Raw genomic sequence first — 18,387 nt, 5'->3', positions numbered from 1 at the left:
CAGAATATGAATTTACTCTTCCTCGGCACCTCCGCCGGTGTGCCCACCAAAAGCAGAAACGTCTCTGGGGTCGCGTTGCGAGAGAGCAAGGGGAAGGGCTGGTACCTGATCGATTGTGGTGAGGGCACCCAGCATCAGGTCCTGCACACCAAGCTGTCGCTTAATTCATTGAACGCCATCCTGATTACCCACGTGCACGGCGACCACTGCTATGGGCTGCCGGGCCTGCTGGCGAGTGCGGCGATGAACGGCCGGGAAGCGCCGTTGACCATTGTGGCGCCTGCAGGCATCAAGGCATGGCTGGATGCTACCTGTGAGGCCACCCAACTATCGTTACCCTTCGCCTTAGAATTTGTCTGCTCCGATGACCTGCCAAGCGTCGAGTTTGAGCGTATCGCGGTTACCACCTACGTGCTTTCGCACCGGGCGCCGTCCTATGCCTATGGGTTCACGGAGCGAAAGGTGGACGCTGCCCTGGACGTCGATAAGCTAGCGCAAAAGGGTATTCCGAGAGGGCCGTTGTGGGGGCAGTTGAAGCAAGGGGTGGATATTGAGTTCTCGGGCGAACGGTTAAAAAGCCGTGACTTTCTGATCTTCAAACACAAGCCAAGAAAGGTGGTGATCGCTGGGGACAATGACCAGCCCGACTTGTTGACGGAGGCGTGCGCGGGAGCGCAGGTGCTGGTGCATGAAGCCACCTACACTGAAGCCATGGCCGAAAAGGCGGGTGACTTCGGGCATAGCTACGCCAAGCAGGTCGCAACTTTTGCCGAATCGGTGCCGCTCCCCAACCTGGTGCTGACGCACTTCAGCCCCCGTTACCAGCCCAACCCCCATGCGTCGCCTTCCATTGAGGATATCCGAAAGGAGGCCCAAAGCGTCTATTCGGGGACGCTTTACTTAGCGCGGGATTTTCTCGAACTCACCCTAAGCAAGTTAGGCGATGTCACTGAAGTGGAATAACGCCAGGGCACGTAAACGCCTGCGAGTGGTTAACAGCCGCAGGCTTTGGGTAAATCTTTATAAAAACTATATGTTTGCGACGTGCTAGCGCAAACCAAGAAACGAAAGAATCGCTACGACAATAACGATTGCCCCGATGATATAGACGATGTTGTTCATTTTTAATACTCCTTTTCATAAACCCGAATCGCAGTTGCGCTACCTTCCGTGTTGCGCACGATATGGCTTCCTTTTGAGGTTGGTCCATTACCTCATTATCGTCAGCGTAGGTGGCTGACGTCGGATGGTCTGTTGGCTAGCGCACAGAGCGATTAAATAAACCGACTGCCGTTGCCAACACTCCCAACCGACGTGCTTCAGCGCCTCTTGAACGAATTCACACTGGATAAAGCGGGCCACTTTTCTGAAGTGGCAGGCGAATAGCTGATTACATCGCGCCGCTCATTGAAAGACCATCGGGCAGATCAGTCTCGGCAATAGCCTTCACCTGTTCTGACTATCAGGCAATCTTCCTTTTCCATTAGCCACTTCATGCCGGTGGCTTCGCCGTCACCCGCGCGGAGCAACTGTGGGCCGTCCCCACGGTTGAAGCGAATGCCTTCGGCTGTTGCTTGCCCTTCGAAGGTGCCGATTTGGTCAGCATCCAGGCCGTAGCGCATGTGAAGTCGATAATGACCTGCGCCTGCCGACTCGTCCTTGCTGATTTCCAGGAATAACCCTTCTACGCCAGTCCATCGGCCGACCCATTGATCGGTCATCTGATGGTGGGACGCGCTTTGTTCGGTTGCTGTGCCTGACTCGGTCACGTCGGAGGTTTCGGTATTGCTATCGTGAGCACAACCGCTGATCAGTATCAGGGTGCTCAGAGCTAACGCTATTTTGATCATGTCGAGTGTCACCTAATGGATATCACCTAAAGCTTACTACCCCGTTTTTTTCCTGGCACGGTGTGCGGCCGCTTTCATCCTGTTGCCGCAAGCGGCCATGCTGCACCAACGGCGACGGTGAGATTTTGTTTGATCGTGAAACAGTAGAACGCAGTCCGAGGCTTCACACTGTTTGACGAGTTGCAGGTCTTCCTCGGTAAGCAACTGCACCAACGACGCTGCGACAGGCTGTAACAGGCTCTCGCTTTCCATGTTGCGCTTTTCGATTTTTTTCTGAAACACCGCCTCTGTTGGCTGCCATTCAATTTTCTCTAAGTGGCAACCCCGTTCCAGTACGCGATTCATCAATGTGGGGTCTGCGGCCCGTCCCTGTTGGGCCGAGATGAGGAGATCGCGCATGTTGTCGCGCAATTCCCGAGCCAGTTGGGCTAACCCCGCCGGTGGCGTTTCACAACCGTTCGTTAGTGCTCCCGCCTGTTGAAGCCATGCAACGACGCTGCTGTCTTCATCCAGGCATTCCTGGCGTTCTTCCCCCATGCCAAATTGTGTGTTGATGAAATCGAGAGCGAGATTGCTTGCGATAAACGGAGGCGAAATTTTAGATGACATGTTGGGTAACCTTTAAAAATATACTTGACAGGTTACTACAGTTATTCGTAACCTTCAAAAGTGTTTATTAATGGTTACTAAGGAGATTGTCGATGACATCTGAAAATACAGCTCTGGCTTCTGGATCAACCACGCGGCAGGTTCGCTATCGTTTCGAGAAAGTGGGCGATGTGGACGTTTTCTATCGTGAAGCGGGTGATCCGAACGCACCGACGGTGCTGCTGCTGCACGGCTTTGCTGCCTCGTCATATATGTGGCGCGATGTGATTGAGGCGCTTGCCGATGGCTATCACGTCGTGGCACCGGATTTGCCGGCGTTTGGCTTTACCCAATCACCGGCGCGTGGTGAGTATGACTACACCTTTGCCAACCTGACGAAGACGACCGATCAATTTACTGAGCAATTGGGGCTTGATCGCTACGCCATTGCCGTTCACGACTATGGTGCACCTGTTGGCTGGCGTTTGGCGCTGGCTCACCCGTCAAAAATCACCGCGATCATTTCGCAAAACGGCAATACGTATGAGGAGGGGCTTTCGCAAGGCTGGGCGCCTATTCAGACGTATTGGAACGACCCTTCAAAGACGAATCGTGATGCGCTTAGCGACTTTCCGACGCCGGCGTCCATCAAATGGCAGTACGTGGAGGGAGTAAGCGACACAAGTGCTGTAGCACCGGATGCCTATACGTTGGAAGGGGCGAAGATCTCTCAGCCTGGGATGGCGGATATTCAGCTCGATTTATTATTGGACTACGCCACCAACGTGGCCAAGTATCCCGAATTTCAGGCCTATTTTCGGGCGCATCAGCCTCCGTTGCTCGCCGTGTGGGGCAAGCATGATCCGTTCTTTCTGCCGCCGGGTGCTGAAGCCTGGAAGCGGGATATTCCTCAGGCGGATATTCGCTTTTACGACACGGGGCACTTTGCCCTGGAGACCCATGGCGATGTGATTATCCCGGTGATTCGTGAGTTTCTGGATAACCACCTGAAAGCATAAAGGCATGCAACGGGGCAGGCGCTTTTTCAGTCTGGGCTACTTCATGTGATGAGGCCAAGCTGAACCGCTGGGCTTGGTCATCAGCGAAACATCGTTGCTCATATCACATCTAGCGCCGTTTAAACGGGTTCAGCCCATTCGCCTGCTGCATCATCATGCGTTTGGCGAACGGAATGCGTTCGGCGATATGCAGGCTGAGATCGCCCAACTGGCGTAGCGGTTTGGCGCCGGTAAACAGGTGGTGGAAGCTGTCGGTGGCGGCGATCATCGCTTGGTTAGCTGCGCGGCGCTGGCACTCAAAGCGCAGCAGGTTGAGGTAGTCGCCGGGGTCGCGGCCTTGGATGATAATCTCGGCCAGAGTGTCGGCGTCGTGCAGGCCGATGTTCAGCCCCTGCCCCGCCAGCGGGTGCACCACGTGGGCGGCGTCGCCAATCAGCGCCAGACGTTTACCGATATAGCGTTTGGCGTGCTGGCGCTTGATGGGGAAGCTGGCGCGTGCCACGACGCGGGTAAGCTTGCCCAGTCGTTCGGGGAAGGCGTCTTCAATGGCTGTTTTGAGCGCCTCATCGTCCAGCAGCTCCCGCGCTTTGGTGGCCTCGTCGTTGTCGTACCACACAAGCGACGCCCGCTGCCCGGGCAACGGTAGCATGGCCAGCGGGCCGGTGGGGGTAAACACCTGCCAGCTTACGTCCTGCTGGGGCAGTTCGGTTTCCACGTTAATGATCATCGCCCGCTGATGGTAGTCGTAATGAGTCACGCCAATGCTGGCTAGCTCGCGTAACGTGGAGCTTGCGCCGTCGGCGCCGACGATCAGCGCGGCGGTTAGCGTCTGGCCGTTATCCAGCTCAAGCATGCGCGCATTGCCCGTGGCCAGGGTGCTCAGCGGTGCGCACTGGGTATAGCAGGTGACGCCGGGGAGCTCGGCCAAGCGCTGCCAAAGCGCGTACTGCAGCGTGCGGTTTTCAACGAAAATACCGAAGTCGTCCATGCCACTGTCGGCCGCGGAAAACAGCGAATGGCCGGTGCCATCCTGATTGGCCACATCGATATGCCGGAAGGGGCAACTGCGCTCTTCGGGCAGTTGCGTGCCGCTGGCGTTGATAAACGCCAATGATCGCGCATTGAGCGATGAGATGCGCAGGTCGTAGTCGCCTTCGGGCTTTGCTGGTGCATCGCCTTGCTCAACGAGCCCGACCGATTTGCCTGCATTGCCCAGGCGGGCCGCCAACGCGGCCCCGACCATGCCGCCGCCGACAATAATCACATCATGATGATGCTGCATCGTCCCTTGATTAGACTCTTGCATACGTTGCTCCTCGGATAAAATGCCTGGCACATAGTAGGCGCCGTCGTTGTCATACAGTATCGTCTAGCGAGAGCGAAATTGCCTAGAGGTGAACATTTGACGCAGGCAGTGGAAATTACCAATAGCGTAGCCCAGGCAGGCGAGGAACTGGCCGCTTTCATTACGCGCTACCCAAAGCTTTGGATACTCACCGGCGCGGGCGTCAGCACCGACAGCGGTATCCCCGACTATCGCGATGCACAAGGCCAGTGGAAACGCTCGCCCCCTGTGCAGCACGGCGACTTCATGGCGTCTCATGCGGTGCGCAAGCGCTACTGGGCGCGGGCGCTGGTGGGCTTTAAGGCGCTGCGCGAGGCGCAGATCAGCGGTGCCCATCGGGCGCTAGCGGCGCTTGAGAGCATGGGCTACGTACAGCTATTGGTTACCCAAAACGTGGACCGCCTGCATCAGCGGGCGGGGTCTAAACGAGTGATCGACCTGCACGGCCGGGCCGATACGGTCAGCTGTATGGACTGCGGATATCACATGATGCGCCACGCCATGCACAGCGAAATGGCGCAGCTGAACCCACGTTTTGCCGCCCTGGATGCGGGCCATGCCCCGGATGGTGACGCCGACCTGGAAGCCGATTTTTCATCTTTCAAGATATTCGACTGCCCGCGGTGCGACGGCATCCTCAAGCCGGACGTGGTGTATTACGGCGACGTTGTTCCCCCAGCAAGACGGCTCGCCGCTCAGGCAGGCTTGCAAAGCGCCGAGGCGGTGCTGGCCGTGGGAACCTCGTTGATGGTCTATTCGGGTTATCGATTTTGCCGCGAGGCCCATGCCATGGGCTTGCCGGTGGCGTCGCTGTCGTTAGGCGTCACCCGCGCCGACGCGCTGCTCACCCACCAGTGGCGTGCGCCGTTAACGCCGGTGCTGGAGGAGGCGGTACGCTGTCTGCGTGAGCGCTAGTGTGCCTCTTATATCAACACCCTCAAGCCCAGCAAGGGCGCGCAGATTATTATCCCCGGTAAGCAATGGACACGCTTCCTGGATCAAGTGCAACACCTGGTTTGCTTGGGAAGCTTTGTCTCGGCGTTTACTTGAGTAAAATGCTAGGGTATTAGCAGTCCACAGCCAATAGACGCGGAGTTAGTCGTGCTGTCATTTGAACATCGCTACGCCACCTTACCAGAACCTCTCTGGGTCGCCAGCCAGGCAACGCCGGTTGAGCGCCCTGAGCTGGTTGCCTTTAACGCGCCGCTCGCCCACGAGCTGGGCGCCCAGGACATCCCAGAGGCCACCACGCTTGCCGAATGGTTCAGCGGTAACCAATTACTGCCCGGTGCCAAGCCGGGAGCCCTGGGGTACGCGGGCCACCAGTTCGGCAACTTTGTGCCCCAACTGGGTGATGGCCGGGCGCTGCTGCTTGGTGAAGTCGTCGACCAGCACGGCAAACGCCGCGATGTGCAGCTAAAAGGCAGCGGACGTACGCCGTTTTCCCGCGGCGGCGATGGACGCTCGCCCTTGGGGCCAGTGCTGCGTGAATACCTGGTTAGCGAATACATGGCCGCCGTGGGTATCCCCACCACCCGTGCGTTGGCGGCGGTTACCACCGGCGAGCGTGTAGTGCGCCAGTTGCCCGAGCCCGGCGCGGTGTTCACCCGGGTCGCCAGCAGCCATATCCGGGTAGGGACGTTTCAATTTATCGCCGCCCGCCAGGATGAAGCGGCGCTAAAGGCCCTCGCTGATCATGTGATTGAACGCCACTACCCGGATGCTGCCTCGGCGGAGGACCCTTACCTCGCGCTGCTGGAAGCCGTGGTCGCTCGCCAGGCGGAATTGATTGCCCGCTGGCTGAGCGTCGGCTTTATTCATGGGGTGATGAATACCGATAACTGCAGCATTGCGGGGGAAACCATCGACTACGGCCCATGCGCCTTTATGGAGCAGTTCGATCCGCAAAAGGTGTATAGCTCCATCGATCAAGGGCGCCGCTATGCATTTGCCAATCAACCAGCAATTGCCCAGTGGAACCTGGCGCGCTTTGCCGAAACGCTGCTGCCGCTGATCCAGGGGGAGGGTGACGCGCTGGTCGAAAAAGCCACCGATGCCATCCGCCATTTCGATACGCTGTTTAATGCCACACAGCGCCGCTTGCATGCCGATAAGCTCGGCCTTGAAGCGGGAAGCGAACAAGCTGATGCATTGATGGAAGGGCTGGAAAGCCAGATGCACCAGGGCCGGATGGACCTGACCGCCACCTTTGATGCGCTGACCCAATACGCGGCGTCCTCGAGTGACAATCACCGCGAGGCGCTTTTGGCACTAACGGAAAACCCCGATGGGCTAGGCAAGTGGTTAAGCCAGTGGCAAGCGGCGCAGGCAGCGAGTCAAAACGCCGACCGCCTAGCCGCTATGCAGCGCGCCAACCCAATCATTATCCCGCGCAACCATCGCGTTCAAGAAGCCATCGATGCCGCTTACGAGGGCGACTTTACGCCATTCCGTACGCTACTGGCGGTCGTAACCCAACCGTTTGATGACTCTGTTGAAGCGCGCCGTTTAGCGGCACCGGCAACAGAAAACGAGCAGGTGCTGCGGACGTTCTGCGGTACCTGATGCTGTGATAAACTGTGATTTTTTACAGTATATAAAGGTGGCCAGTGCGCAAGATCATTCACTGCGACTGTGACTGTTTTTTCGCGGCGGTGGAGATGCGCGATAACCCGGCGTTGCGCGATATTCCTATTGCGATAGGCGGCAGTGTCGAACAGCGTGGGGTGGTCGCCACCTGCAACTATCCCGCTCGTGAGTACGGCATTCACTCGGCGATGCCCATGGCTCAGGCGCTCAAACGCTGCCCGCATTTGACGTTGATTCGTGGCGATATGGCCAAATACAAAGCGGTGGCCCGGCAGGTATTTGCCATCTACCGCGAGGTGACTGAACTTATCGAGCCGCTCTCCCTGGATGAGGCGTTTCTGGATGTCTCAGAGGTGACGCTGCATCACGGTAGTGCGACGCTAATGGCCGAAGCGATCCGTGAGCGGGTCAGCCGCGAGATAGGCATTACCGTCTCGGCGGGGGTCGCGCCCAATAAGTTTCTGGCCAAAATCGCCAGCGACTGGAACAAGCCCGACGGCCTGTGTGTCATCACGCCGGATGAGGTGGATACTTTCGTGCAGCAGTTGCCGGTGAAAAAGATTCACGGCGTTGGCCCGCGTACGGCGGAGAAAATGGCAGGGCTTAATATTCATACCTGCACCGATTTACGTGCCCGCTCGCTCACGGAACTGGTCGAACACTTTGGCCGTTTCGGGCGGCGGCTGCATGAACTTAGCTGGGGGCGCGATGAACGCCCGGTGAAAACCCACCGCGAGCGTAAATCAGTTAGCACCGAGCAAACCTACGCCCAGGATTTGCCTAACCTTGAGGCCTGCCGCCGTGAGTTGCCAGCCTTGATTGAAGATCTGGAGCGCCGCTACGCAAGGCTTGATCCGCCCCTGGCAGTGCGTGGGCTGATCGTCAAAGTGAAGTTCAACGACTTTACTCAAACCACCGTTGAGCATGCCGACCCGGCTCCTAACCTTGAACAGTTTGAAACGTTGCTTAACGTCGGCTGGGCACGGGGCGAGCGGCCCGTGCGCCTGTTGGGCGTGGGTTACCGGTTGGCGGAAAACAGCCAGGAACAGCAACTGTCGCTATTTTAATTAGCCGGTTAAGACGTATGTTGATTGACGCTCTTTCAGGCGTGCATTAAAACAGATGTATGATAGATGGCTTCGTCATCGCTGAATTATCGACTTAACCACGAGCCCCGCTATGTCTGCTGATACCGCATTACGCCCACGTTTAGTGTTTGCCCATGCCAATGGCTTTCCAGGGTTAAGCTATCGCAGCTTGCTGGCGCCACTGGCCGAGTCCTTTGATCTGCATCCGCTGGACCGCCTGGGCCACCATCCGGATTACCCCGTTAACCACAACTGGGGCAACCTGGTGGATGAGCTGCTGAGCTATTTGCCCGAGAGTGACACGCCGCTATTGGGCGTTGGGCATTCACTGGGTGGGACCTTGATGGCCATGGCCGCCGATAAACAGCCCGAGCGCTTCTGTGGCGTGATCATGCTCGACCCGCCGCTGATGCTGGGGCGTGATGCCTGGGCGATGAAGGCCGCTAAACGTTTTGGCTTTGTCGACCGAGTGACGCCTGCCGGTAAAACCCTGGGTCGGCGGACCATTTGGCCGAGCCGAGAGGCAATGGCGAACACGCTGCAACGCCGTGGGTTGTTTCGTCGCTTTACCCCTGAGGCGCTCAACGACTACATTGAAGCAGGAACAAAGGTATTGTCAGACGGTAGCGCTGAGCTTACGTTTGATCCGCGGATCGAGGTGGAGATTTTCCGTCATTTGCCCGATCACTTAACCCGTTTGCCGCGTCGGGTGGGCGTACCCTTAGAGGTCGTGGCGGGGGAGGAGTCACATTTGTTGACGGCGTCGCGCATTCAGCGCCTGAAGCGCCACGGCGTTGAGGTGAGCAGCGTTCCCGGCACGCACATGTTCCCCATGGAGCACCCCGACGAAACCCGTGGCGCGATTGTGGCTGCCTGGCAGCGAATGGCGCCACGCAGCACAACCTCACAGACAGCGTAAGGAGGCGTTATGTACCTTTCCGTACAGCTTAGTTATTACCCGCTGGCCGATGATTTCAAACCAGCGGTGAAAGAGGTAGTAAAGCGCCTGGAAGCGACAGGCCTGGAAGTACACCCGAACCGCATGAGCACGCAGGTATTTGGCGAATTCGATGAGGTAATGGAAGCGCTGAGCGATGTCATGAAGTGGTCGTTTGAGACCCACGGCAAAGCGGTGTTTTCGGTGAATTACCTGGAAGGCGACCGCCGGCCTCGCTAATGAAAGCACAAAAAACGCCGCCTCATTGGGCGGCGTTTTGGTTCGATATAAAGCTAACGCTTACACCAGCGAATCCAGGCAGGACTCGATAATATCCAGTCCTTCATTGAGCACGTCGTCTTCGATAGTGACCGGCATCAGGAAGCGAATCGTGTTGCCGTACATGCCGCAGGAAAGCAGAATTAGCCCTTCTTCGCGTGCTTTGCCGCAAAGCTTGGCAGCAAGTTCCGCATTGGGAGTATGGTTGGCTTTGTCGGATACCAGTTCAAACGCGGCCATTGCCCCCATGTTACGGATGTTATCGATGCAATCAAACTTGCCTTGCCAGTTCTTAAAGCGGGTGGCCAAGTTGTCGCCTAGCGCCTGACTTTTCTCGAGAATGTTCTCTTCCTCGAACACCTCCATCACCGCAAGGGCGGCTGCACAGGCGGTCGGACTACCAGTGTAGGTGCCGCCCAATGAGTTGGGGCCAGACGCGTCCATGATCTTGTCGGTACCCACGATGGCAGAAATCGGCATGCCATCGGCCATGCTCTTGGCCATGGTCATCATGTCCGGCTCAACGCCGCTGTGCTCTATGGCAAACATCTTGCCAGTGCGGCCAAAGCCCGACTGCACTTCGTCGACGATCATCAGAATGCCGTGCTCATCGCAGATGGCGCGGATTTTCTCGAGGAAGCTTTTGGGGGCTGGGTAGAAACCGCCTTCACCGAGGACCGGCTCCAGAATAATCGCCGCGGTATCGTTGGGGTTGGCGTCGGTTTTCAGCGCCATTTTCAAACCGCGGATGGCTTCGTCTTCGCTCACACCGTGATACGGCACTGGGTAGGGCGCGCGGAATACCGTGCCCGGCATCGGGCCAAAGTCATTTTGGTAAGGCGCGACCTTGCCGTTCATGGCCATGGTATAGAAGGTGCGGCCATGATAGCCGCCGTCAAAGCAGATTATGTTGGAACGCCCAGTGGCGGCACGGGCAATCTTGACTGCGTTTTCAAGCGCCTCGGCGCCCGAGTTGGCCAGCATCACCTTGGCGTGGCCGCGCACCGGCACAATGTGGCTCAGTTTCTCGGCGACTTTTACATAGCCTTCATAGGGCATCACCGTTTGGCAGGTGTGCATCACTTTGTCGAGCTGGGCTTTAACCGCGGCGACCACTTTGGGGTGGCGGTGGCCGACGTTAAGTACACCAATGCCGCCGGCAAAATCGATAAAGCGATTACCATCGGCGTCCCACACCTCGGCATTTTCAGCGCGTGCGGCAAAGGCGGTGGCGGGGCTCGCGGCACCGGCGGCGACGTATTTCTTTTTTAACTCGTTTAGCTCGGCATTGCTCATAGCTCAACTCCTGGGTTGATGGGGGTAGGCTTCAGCATAGTGCTCAACAGGCAGGATTACATGGATGAAGCGACCACTACGCGATTGCGACCCGACTGCTTAGCTTGATACATAGCTTTATCGGCATGATCAAGTAACCGGGTCGTAGAGGCTTCAACGTAACCTGCCACTCCTGCGGAGAGCGTAACCGCCAAGGCCAGTTGGGTAAACGATGTCTGGGCAACAGCACTTCGCACACGCTCCATGGCCTGCTGTGCATTATCGGCATCCACTTCAGGCATGATGACCAAAAATTCCTCGCCGCCCAAGCGTATCAGAACGTCGGTCTCACGCAGTATTTCGTTCACTTTAGCCGTCACTGCTTGAAGTATATCGTCGCCCACACTGTGGCCGTAGCTATCGTTAATCGCCTTGAAATTATCCAGATCAAACATCGCTACGCTCAGTGGGTTGCGGTAGCGCGAACTTCGGCTTAGCTCCTGCTCCAGGCGCTGTAAGCCAGCCCGGCGGTTCAACAGCCCGGTGAGTTCGTCGTGGTGGGCGAGGTAGTGCAGGCGCTGATTAGCATGCTGCAGGCGTTCCTCCAGCCGTTTTCGCTGGGTGATATCGACAATAAAGGTGGCTTTTCGCATTTGCCCATCAGCGCCTTCAAGGCGTGCAGCTTCGGTAATGATATTGCGAACCTCGCCATTTTTGCGACGCACTTCCAGTTCCTGGCGAAGTTCATGGGGCTGGTTGCCCGCAAGAAAGGCGTCGTGCAACGCGCGCATTTTGTCGCGGTGGACTTCTGGAAACACCATAGTGAAAGGCTGACCCAATAATTCTTCTTCGGTGTAACCGTAAAAATCGCAGTAGGCTGGGTTGACCATCTCGAAATAGCCATTTGGATCGGTGATGCAAATACCTAGCGGTGCCGCCTTGATGACGTTTTCAGTATTGCGCTTTGTGCGGTCAAGGAGCTGATGAATCGATGGATCGGCGTTACTAATCATCAGGGACTTCTCCACTGACCTGCTGTGATTCATCACGGAGGGCCTTCAGGCGCTGGGTTAAACCATTGCTCTGAGCAAGAGCGTTAATGGCCGGTCGCGCGAAGTAGAACCCCTGTTGGCAAGGAATGCCTTCACGCGCGAGCCACAGTGCTTCTGCGTGAGTCTCAACGCCTTCGGCGATCAGCTTAATGTCCAGTTCTGCCGCCAGTTGAATGACCGAGCGAAGCAGCGCCTGACGACGAGGATGATGGTCGCAGTCAATCACCAGCTCGCGGTCAATCTTGATTTTATCGGGGGCGAGCTCTGTTAGCAGATCCAGATTGGCGTAGCCATTGCCAAAGTCATCCAACGCGGTGGTGAACCCCATTGAGCGGTAGGCATCGATAATATTGCATAAGTGCTGGCGGTCACGAACGCGCTCAGTTTCGGTAATTTCAAAAATCAGCTGATTGATTGGCCAGCCGACCCGACGGGAGACGTCAAGAGTCGCCTGGATACACGCTTCGGGCTCGTAGACCGCATTGGGCAGGAAATTGATCGACAGGGGCGTATGCATGTCCAGTGCGCTGGCCATTTCAATCGCTTTTACCCGGCAGGCTTGGTCGAAGCGATACATTAGTTCATCGGTCACCTGGGAAATCACACTCCAGGCAGACTCACCTTGCGGTCCACGCACGAGGGCCTCATAGGCGAAAATTTTGGCAAGCGAGATATCCACAATGGGCTGGAATGCCATCGTGAATTCGAAGGGAAGCTCGCCTTCGCAGCGTTTGCAGGTTCCATTTACGCGTGCGCACTGACTCATTGTATCTCCCAGTATCCTGCGCTCGACAATACCGATACAAGCGCCACTTTACGGACCTAAACACACAGTAGCAGGTTGGCTGTATAAATATATTAAATGACCGCCAGGGTTCTGTATATTCATTGTATAGCTTTTTGGTGTGTAATGATATCAAGACCAAAAGCGCCCGATTGGGCGCTTGATGCAGTACAACAGGCATTTGGTGGAAGCAGCTCGGATTCAGATAATGCCCGCATCGCGTAGGGCATGACGTTGTTCAGGCGTAATGCCAATACCGGTCAACACATCGTCAGTGTGCTCACCGAGATAGGGCGGTGCTGTGCTGGCGCTGATGGATTCGCCGTTCATGCGAATCGGGTTAGCGACCAGGTCGACCTGGCCCGCCTGAATGTGCGGCAACGTCTGCTTTAGTCCGCGCGCTTTGACGTGTGCATCATCGAATACACGGTCCAGCGTGTTGATGGGGCCGCTGGGAACACCTACCGCTTCAAACGCTGCCAGCCAGTCGTCGGTAGCGCGTTGGGCAAGCGCCGCTTCGAGTACCGGCACCAGTTGATCGCGGTGTTGCACCCGCGCGCCGTTGGTGGCAAAGCGTGCGTCGTCGGCTACAGCGCTTAGCGAGAGCACCTGGCAGAAGCGCTTGAACTGGTCGTCGTTACCCACGGCGACGATCATGTGGCCGTCCTGGGTAGCAAACGCCTGGTAAGGCACGATGTTGGGGTGCGCGTTGCCCAGTCGCTGCGGGACATTGCCGGAGGTTAAATAGTTGAGTGCCTGATTGGCGAGCACGCCCACCTGAACGTCCATCAACGCCATATCGATATGGCAGCCAATACCCGTATCGCGGCGCTGATAAAGTGCCGCCAGCACGGCGTTGGCGGCGTAAAGGCCAGTGAAAATATCGGTAAAGGCCACGCCGCTTTTGACCGGGCCGCCACCCGGCTCATCGTCAGGCTTGCCGGTAATGCTCATAATCCCGCCCATGGCTTGGATCATAAAGTCGTAACCGGCGCGATGGGCGTAGGGGCTTTCCTGGCCAAAGCCGGTAATGGAGCAATAGACAAGGCCGGGATTTAGGGCTTTGAGGCTTGAGTAATCCAAGCCGTACTTTTTGAGACCGCCGACCTTGAAGTTCTCAATCACCACGTCGGTGTCTGCCGCCATCTGTTTGATGAGGGCCTGGCCTTCGGGTTTGGCCATGTCTACCGTGACCGAGCGCTTGCCGCGGTTGGCGCACAAGTAGTAGGCAGACTCTTTGCTGCCCGACAGCCACGGCGGTCCCCAGTGGCGGGTGTCGTCGCCGCAGCCGGGGCGTTCCACCTTGATAACATCCGCGCCCATATCGGCGAGCATTTGCCCGCACCACGGGCCTGCCAGCACCCGGGAAATATCGAGTACTTTAATGCCTGCCAGCGGTTTGGGAGATGTGCTCATAAAGAGTCCTTCTTGCCGCTTAGAAAAACGCTTGAATGCCGGTCTGGGCGCGCCCCAGGATCAGCGCATGCACGTCGTGGGTGCCTTCGTAGGTGTTGACCGATTCTAGGTTCACCATGTGACGGATAACGCCGTATTCGTCGGAAACGCCGTTGCCGCCGTGCATATCGCGGGATTGACGGGCGATATCCAATGCCTTGCCGCAGTTGTTGCGCTTGATTAGCGAGACCATTTCCGGCGACCAGTTGCCGCTATCCATCAGACGGCCCACCTGTAGCGCGGCTTGCAGGCCAAGCGTGATCTCGGTTTGCATGTCGGCGAGTTTTTTCTGGATGAGCTGATTGGCGGCCAGCGGACGACCGAATTGCTTGCGGTCCAGGGTATATTGGCGGGCGGCGTGCCAGCAGAATTCCGCGGTGCCCATCACGCCCCAGGCAATCCCGTAGCGGGCCTTGTTCAGGCAGCCAAACGGGCCTTTCAAACCGCTGACGTTGGGAAGCAGGTTGTCTTCTGGAACAAAGGCATTCTCAAGCACGATCTCGCCGGTAATCGACGCTCGCAGCGAGACTTTGCCTTCGATCTTCGGGGTGGTGAAGCCTTCGGTGCCGCGCTCCACAATGAAGCCTTTAATCTGGTTATCGTGCGCCGCCGACTTGGCCCAGACCACGGCGATGTCGGCAATTGGACTGTTGGTGATCCACATCTTGGCGCCGGTCAGGCGGTAGCCGCCGTCGACTTTTTCCGCGCGGGTGATCATGCCGCCGGGGTCAGAACCGTGATCTGGCTCGGTCAAACCAAAGCAGCCGACCATCTCACCGCTGGCCAGCTTGGGCAGGTATTTGTGCTTTTGTGCTTCGGAGCCGTAAGCCTCAATGGGATACATCACCAGTGACGACTGCACGCTCATGGCGGAACGGTAGCCAGAATCGACCCGCTCCACTTCACGGGCAATCAGACCGTAGGCGACGTGATTGACGCCGGCGCCGCCGTAGTCGGGGGAAACGGTGGCGCCGAGTAGGCCAAGCTCGCCCATTTCGCTCATGATCTCGCGATCAAAGCGCTCTTCGCGAAAGGCGCTAAGCACCCGTGGTTGAAGATTTTCCTGGCAGTAGTCGTGGGCGGCGTCGCGAATTTGGCGTTCTTCGTCGCTTAACTGGTGTTCCAGCAGCAGCGGGTCATCCCAATTGAAGTGGGTCATGGCTGAACTCCTTGGTGCAGTCCCGCAGACGCCCGCAAGCGACCACGGCAATAACGTGGCAGTCGATGTATACGCTGCAAACAATGTATCGCCGTTCGTTAAAAATATCTACATTTTTTTGAAACGCAGAATTTATTTAATGCCTCGAGACTGTAAGACCCTTGTAATGATGGGGACGGGGGTCATTAAATGGTCGCGCATTAAGGTGGCGGCTCGATCTGTGTCCCGCGCTAAGATAACGTCGACCAGCGCTGCATGCTCTTGGCGCTTTTGCTCAAGGGCTGAGGGAGACATCACGGTTTCTTGAAGCCACAAATGGCGGTAACGCTCTACCTGATTGAATAAGGTATCGCGCATTTGCAGCAAGTGCGGCGAATTACAGCCGCTGGCGATGGCAGTATGAAACGCCTTATGGCGCAGGTCCCAGCCGTCAAGCAACTCATCCGGTGAGCTAATATCGGTGACTTTGGCTAGCCGGTGTGCGGTTGCCACTACCGAGGCTTCCCAATCATCGTCGCCGCGCTCGATGGCCAGCCGCAGAATGAGCCCTTCAAGCTGGGCTCGGGCATCGTAAATGTCGTTGAGTTCGGCAAGCGACATGGGCGCAACACGGTAGCCCCGCTGGCTGATGGCGACCACTAAACGGTCAGCCACCAGCTGGGATAGTGCTTCGCGTAGCGGCCCCGTGCTTACGCCATAGTAGTCTTTAAGGCGGCTCATCAGCAGCTTCTGTTCCGGCGCGAAGCGGCCACGGATAATATCGTGCTTAAGCTCCCGGTAGGCGCGAATGGCGAGATTCTGACGCGGCGCGTCTGGCTCCATGGCGTAGTAGCTCCCTGGTGACGGCTGGATTATATCGGTATCCAAAGAATAACGGCTATTATCAACAAATGTTATTAATTTGGCCTAGAGGAAGAGATTGATGTGGGATTTTATCATTATCGGCGGTGGCATCCTGGGTATGTCCACGGCGATGCAACTTCAGCAGCGCTACCCGGATAAACGTCTGTTGGTGCTCGAGAAAGAAAAGACCCTCGCGCAACACCAAACGGGTCATAACAGCGGCGTTATTCACGCTGGGGTGTATTACACGCCGGGGAGCTTGAAGGCTAAATTTTGTCTCGAGGGTAACCGCGCTACCCGTGAGTTTTGTGACGAGCACGGCATTGCCTACAATATCTGCGGCAAGCTGCTGGTGGCGACGAACGATGTCGAAAAGCAGCGCATGGAGGCGCTATGGGAGCGTACGGCGGCTAACGGTCTGCAGCGTGAGTGGTTGGACGCCGATGCACTGCGCGAAAGAGAGCCTAATATTACAGGGGTGGCGGGTATCCATGTGCCCTCCAGCGGCATTGTTGATTACGCCGAAGTGACTCGTGCCATGGCCGCAACCTTCGAGCGTCTGGGTGGAGAAATCCGCTATGAGGCGGAGGTGACAGCGCTGGAGGAGCGCCGCCAAGAGGTGGTGGTGACCACCACCCGCGATACCCTGACCAGCCGCTACCTGGTGTCGTGCTCAGGGTTAATGGCGGACAAGGTGATCCGCATGTTGGGGCAAAAACCCGACTTTACGATTTGTCCGTTCCGTGGCGAGTATTATCAACTGCCCAAGCACCATAACCAGATTGTGAACCACCTGATCTACCCCATACCCGATCCGGCAATGCCATTTTTGGGCGTGCATTTGACCCGCATGATCGACGGCAGCGTGACCGTGGGGCCCAACGCAGTACTGGCATTAAAGCGTGAAGGCTATCGTAAGCGGGATGTGTCGCTGATCGATATGGGTCAGATGTTGACCCATCCGGGCATTTTAAAAGTCTTGGGTAGACATCTACGGCCGGGGCTTATTGAAATGAAAAATTCGCTTTATAAACGCGGCTATCTGGCACTGGTACGCAAGTACTGCCCGAGCCTCACTGCCGAGGATCTACTGCCTTATCCGGCAGGTGTGCGGGCCCAGGCGGTATCCCGTGACGGTAAACTGGTGGACGACTTTCTATTCGTTAACACCCGGCGCACGCTCAACGTGGGTAACGCGCCATCACCCGCGGCTACGTCAGCGTTGCCGATCGGGGCGCATATTGTGAAGCAGGTACAGGCACTGCTGATGGACTAATGACGCCGTGGCCGCCTAGCCGATTAGCAGGCGCAGCAAGATCGCGACGATCATTGCCAGCGTGAGGTATTTGATCCACATAGCGCCGCGGGGGCTCATGTTGACCTTAACCGCCAGCCAGGCGCCAATCATGCTGCCCAGTGCCAGCAGCAGCCCATAACTCCAGCGTACTTGATCGAACCACATAAACATTGCCAGCGCCGGAAGGCTGTAAACGAGAATGATCAGAACTTTGAAAACATTGACCTGGGCGAGGTCGATTTTCAGCATACGGTACAGCACGATGATAAACAGCACGCCCACACCGACTTGAATAAAACCGCCGTACACGCCGATCACGAACATGGCGAGGTAGATCATCGGTGTTAGCCGTTCGGCAGTAAGTGGCCGAGTATCCAGCGCGGGCTGCGGCAGCACCATGACCAGCGCGGAGCCCGCCATGACAGCGATCAATATAGCTTCAAACAAGGCATCGCTGACTTGTAGCGCCAGCCAGGCACCTACCAGCGAGCCAACCACAGCGGGCACCGAGAGGCGCAGGCTCAGCGCGAGATGCGAGGCGCCGGCGCGCATGAAGCTACCAATTGCGGAAACGCTTTGCAGTACGATGGCGACGCGATTTGTGCCGTTTGCCACCTGGGTGGGTAAACCGAGGAACATCAAAAGCGGCAGCGCCAGCATCGAGCCGCCCGCTGAGAGCACATTAATAAACCCGGCAATAATACCAATGCCTACCAGCGCGGCGGCCTCCCAAAGCATCATGCGCGTTCCTCATTAGCGGGGCGTTGAAAATATGACATGGGGCAGACTCCTCGCCAGAAATGTTAGCCCAGGATCATATAAGCATT

Annotated in this window: 18 protein-coding genes; 8 read left to right on the top strand and 10 right to left on the bottom strand. The window is 57.1% G+C overall.

Annotation, left to right across the window (positions count from 1 at the left end; all coding sequences use genetic code 11):
- Positions 1–6: 6 nt before the first annotated feature.
- The gene (locus CPH17_RS08600) at positions 7–963 is read left to right on the top strand and encodes a ribonuclease Z (RefSeq protein ID WP_096299055.1); all 957 of its coding nucleotides are present in this window, start codon (positions 7–9) and stop codon (positions 961–963) included.
- Between the two features lie 464 nt (positions 964–1,427).
- Here the strand turns inward: CPH17_RS08600 and CPH17_RS08595 are convergent, their stop codons facing one another.
- A complete protein-coding gene (locus tag CPH17_RS08595; protein ID WP_074397350.1) occupies positions 1,428–1,850 on the bottom strand; it encodes a hypothetical protein in 423 nt (140 codons plus the stop codon).
- Between the two features lie 36 nt (positions 1,851–1,886).
- Positions 1,887–2,459: a CGNR zinc finger domain-containing protein gene (locus tag CPH17_RS08590; protein WP_074397349.1), complete on the bottom strand. Its 573-nt coding sequence runs from the start codon at positions 2,457–2,459 to the stop codon at positions 1,887–1,889.
- Positions 2,460–2,551: 92 nt separating this feature from the next.
- Between CPH17_RS08590 and CPH17_RS08585 the strand changes: the two genes are divergently transcribed.
- Positions 2,552–3,457, top strand: a complete 906-nt coding sequence (locus CPH17_RS08585; RefSeq protein WP_074397348.1) for an alpha/beta fold hydrolase — start codon at positions 2,552–2,554, stop codon at positions 3,455–3,457.
- Positions 3,458–3,566: 109 nt separating this feature from the next.
- Here CPH17_RS08585 and CPH17_RS08580 read toward each other — a convergent pair whose 3' ends face one another.
- Complete coding sequence (locus tag CPH17_RS08580) at positions 3,567–4,739, bottom strand: UbiH/UbiF/VisC/COQ6 family ubiquinone biosynthesis hydroxylase (protein WP_074398548.1); 1,173 nt, start codon at positions 4,737–4,739, stop codon at positions 3,567–3,569.
- Positions 4,740–4,859: 120 nt separating this feature from the next.
- Here CPH17_RS08580 and CPH17_RS08575 point away from each other — a divergent pair, with 120 nt between their 5' ends.
- The 5 genes from CPH17_RS08575 (at position 4,860) to CPH17_RS08555 (ending at position 9,656) form a co-directional block, all read left to right on the top strand.
- Positions 4,860–5,717, top strand: a complete 858-nt coding sequence (locus tag CPH17_RS08575) for an NAD-dependent protein deacetylase (protein ID WP_074397347.1) — start codon at positions 4,860–4,862, stop codon at positions 5,715–5,717.
- Positions 5,718–5,903: 186 nt separating this feature from the next.
- On the top strand, positions 5,904–7,367 hold the full coding sequence (locus CPH17_RS08570; RefSeq protein WP_096299053.1) for a protein adenylyltransferase SelO: 1,464 nt from the start codon (positions 5,904–5,906) through the stop codon (positions 7,365–7,367).
- 44 nt (positions 7,368–7,411) lie between these two features.
- Entirely contained in the window at positions 7,412–8,458 is a 1,047-nt protein-coding gene (gene dinB, locus CPH17_RS08565; RefSeq protein WP_096299051.1) for a DNA polymerase IV, read from the top strand.
- Between the two features lie 112 nt (positions 8,459–8,570).
- Positions 8,571–9,398: an alpha/beta fold hydrolase gene (locus CPH17_RS08560; RefSeq protein ID WP_096299049.1), complete on the top strand. Its 828-nt coding sequence runs from the start codon at positions 8,571–8,573 to the stop codon at positions 9,396–9,398.
- 9 nt (positions 9,399–9,407) lie between these two features.
- Positions 9,408–9,656 (top strand): YkoF family thiamine/hydroxymethylpyrimidine-binding protein, encoded by a 249-nt coding sequence (locus tag CPH17_RS08555; protein WP_096299047.1) that lies wholly within the window; start codon positions 9,408–9,410, stop codon positions 9,654–9,656.
- A gap of 60 nt (positions 9,657–9,716) precedes the next feature.
- Here the strand turns inward: CPH17_RS08555 and gabT are convergent, their stop codons facing one another.
- The 6 genes from gabT to csiR form a co-directional block, all read right to left on the bottom strand.
- Positions 9,717–10,991, bottom strand: a complete 1,275-nt coding sequence (gene gabT, locus CPH17_RS08550; RefSeq protein ID WP_096299045.1) for a 4-aminobutyrate--2-oxoglutarate transaminase — start codon at positions 10,989–10,991, stop codon at positions 9,717–9,719.
- A 56-nt stretch (positions 10,992–11,047) separates the two neighbouring features.
- Positions 11,048–11,983: a GGDEF domain-containing protein gene (locus tag CPH17_RS08545; RefSeq protein ID WP_096299043.1), complete on the bottom strand. Its 936-nt coding sequence runs from the start codon at positions 11,981–11,983 to the stop codon at positions 11,048–11,050.
- Entirely contained in the window at positions 11,976–12,788 is an 813-nt protein-coding gene (locus CPH17_RS08540; RefSeq protein ID WP_096299041.1) for an EAL domain-containing protein, read from the bottom strand. The genes CPH17_RS08545 and CPH17_RS08540 overlap by 8 nt, the downstream gene beginning before the upstream one ends.
- 219 nt (positions 12,789–13,007) lie before the next feature.
- Positions 13,008–14,222: a CaiB/BaiF CoA transferase family protein gene (locus CPH17_RS08535; RefSeq protein ID WP_096299025.1), complete on the bottom strand. Its 1,215-nt coding sequence runs from the start codon at positions 14,220–14,222 to the stop codon at positions 13,008–13,010.
- Between the two features lie 19 nt (positions 14,223–14,241).
- On the bottom strand, positions 14,242–15,420 hold the full coding sequence (locus tag CPH17_RS08530; protein WP_074397338.1) for an acyl-CoA dehydrogenase: 1,179 nt from the start codon (positions 15,418–15,420) through the stop codon (positions 14,242–14,244).
- 132 nt (positions 15,421–15,552) lie between these two features.
- Positions 15,553–16,242, bottom strand: a complete 690-nt coding sequence (csiR, locus tag CPH17_RS08525; RefSeq protein ID WP_074397337.1) for a DNA-binding transcriptional regulator CsiR — start codon at positions 16,240–16,242, stop codon at positions 15,553–15,555.
- 100 nt (positions 16,243–16,342) lie between these two features.
- Here csiR and lhgO point away from each other — a divergent pair, with 100 nt between their 5' ends.
- Positions 16,343–17,539 (top strand): L-2-hydroxyglutarate oxidase, encoded by a 1,197-nt coding sequence (gene lhgO, locus CPH17_RS08520; RefSeq protein WP_074397336.1) that lies wholly within the window; start codon positions 16,343–16,345, stop codon positions 17,537–17,539.
- Between the two features lie 15 nt (positions 17,540–17,554).
- On the opposite strand, the gene CPH17_RS08515 is transcribed toward lhgO, so the two are convergent.
- Entirely contained in the window at positions 17,555–18,301 is a 747-nt protein-coding gene (locus CPH17_RS08515; protein WP_074397335.1) for a sulfite exporter TauE/SafE family protein, read from the bottom strand.
- Positions 18,302–18,387 lie beyond the last annotated feature (86 nt).

Source organism: Halomonas sp. hl-4 (genome assembly GCF_900215475.1).
In the GTDB taxonomy this organism is placed as follows: Bacteria; Pseudomonadota; Gammaproteobacteria; order Pseudomonadales; family Halomonadaceae; genus Vreelandella.
Note: the sequence above shows the minus strand (reverse complement) of the source record. Positions and strands in the feature narration are given on the sequence as shown.

Bases quoted from the DNA above. Each gene is read 5' to 3' on its own strand.
- lhgO (WP_074397336.1), top strand. From the start codon at position 16,343: ATGTGGGATTTTATCATTATCGGCGGTGGCATCCTGGGTATGTCCACG.
- CPH17_RS08600 (WP_096299055.1), top strand. From the start codon at position 7: ATGAATTTACTCTTCCTCGGCACCTCCGCCGGTGTGCCCACCAAAAGC.
- CPH17_RS08590 (WP_074397349.1), bottom strand. From the start codon at position 2,459: ATGTCATCTAAAATTTCGCCTCCGTTTATCGCAAGCAATCTCGCTCTC.
- CPH17_RS08580 (WP_074398548.1), bottom strand. From the start codon at position 4,739: ATGCAGCATCATCATGATGTGATTATTGTCGGCGGCGGCATGGTCGGG.
- gabT (WP_096299045.1), bottom strand. From the start codon at position 10,991: ATGAGCAATGCCGAGCTAAACGAGTTAAAAAAGAAATACGTCGCCGCC.
- CPH17_RS08595 (WP_074397350.1), bottom strand. From the start codon at position 1,850: ATGATCAAAATAGCGTTAGCTCTGAGCACCCTGATACTGATCAGCGGT.
- CPH17_RS08530 (WP_074397338.1), bottom strand. From the start codon at position 15,420: ATGACCCACTTCAATTGGGATGACCCGCTGCTGCTGGAACACCAGTTA.
- CPH17_RS08555 (WP_096299047.1), top strand. From the start codon at position 9,408: ATGTACCTTTCCGTACAGCTTAGTTATTACCCGCTGGCCGATGATTTC.
- CPH17_RS08535 (WP_096299025.1), bottom strand. From the start codon at position 14,222: ATGAGCACATCTCCCAAACCGCTGGCAGGCATTAAAGTACTCGATATT.
- csiR (WP_074397337.1), bottom strand. From the start codon at position 16,242: ATGGAGCCAGACGCGCCGCGTCAGAATCTCGCCATTCGCGCCTACCGG.
- CPH17_RS08560 (WP_096299049.1), top strand. From the start codon at position 8,571: ATGTCTGCTGATACCGCATTACGCCCACGTTTAGTGTTTGCCCATGCC.
- CPH17_RS08515 (WP_074397335.1), bottom strand. From the start codon at position 18,301: ATGATGCTTTGGGAGGCCGCCGCGCTGGTAGGCATTGGTATTATTGCC.
- CPH17_RS08545 (WP_096299043.1), bottom strand. From the start codon at position 11,983: ATGATTAGTAACGCCGATCCATCGATTCATCAGCTCCTTGACCGCACA.
- CPH17_RS08540 (WP_096299041.1), bottom strand. From the start codon at position 12,788: ATGAGTCAGTGCGCACGCGTAAATGGAACCTGCAAACGCTGCGAAGGC.
- CPH17_RS08585 (WP_074397348.1), top strand. From the start codon at position 2,552: ATGACATCTGAAAATACAGCTCTGGCTTCTGGATCAACCACGCGGCAG.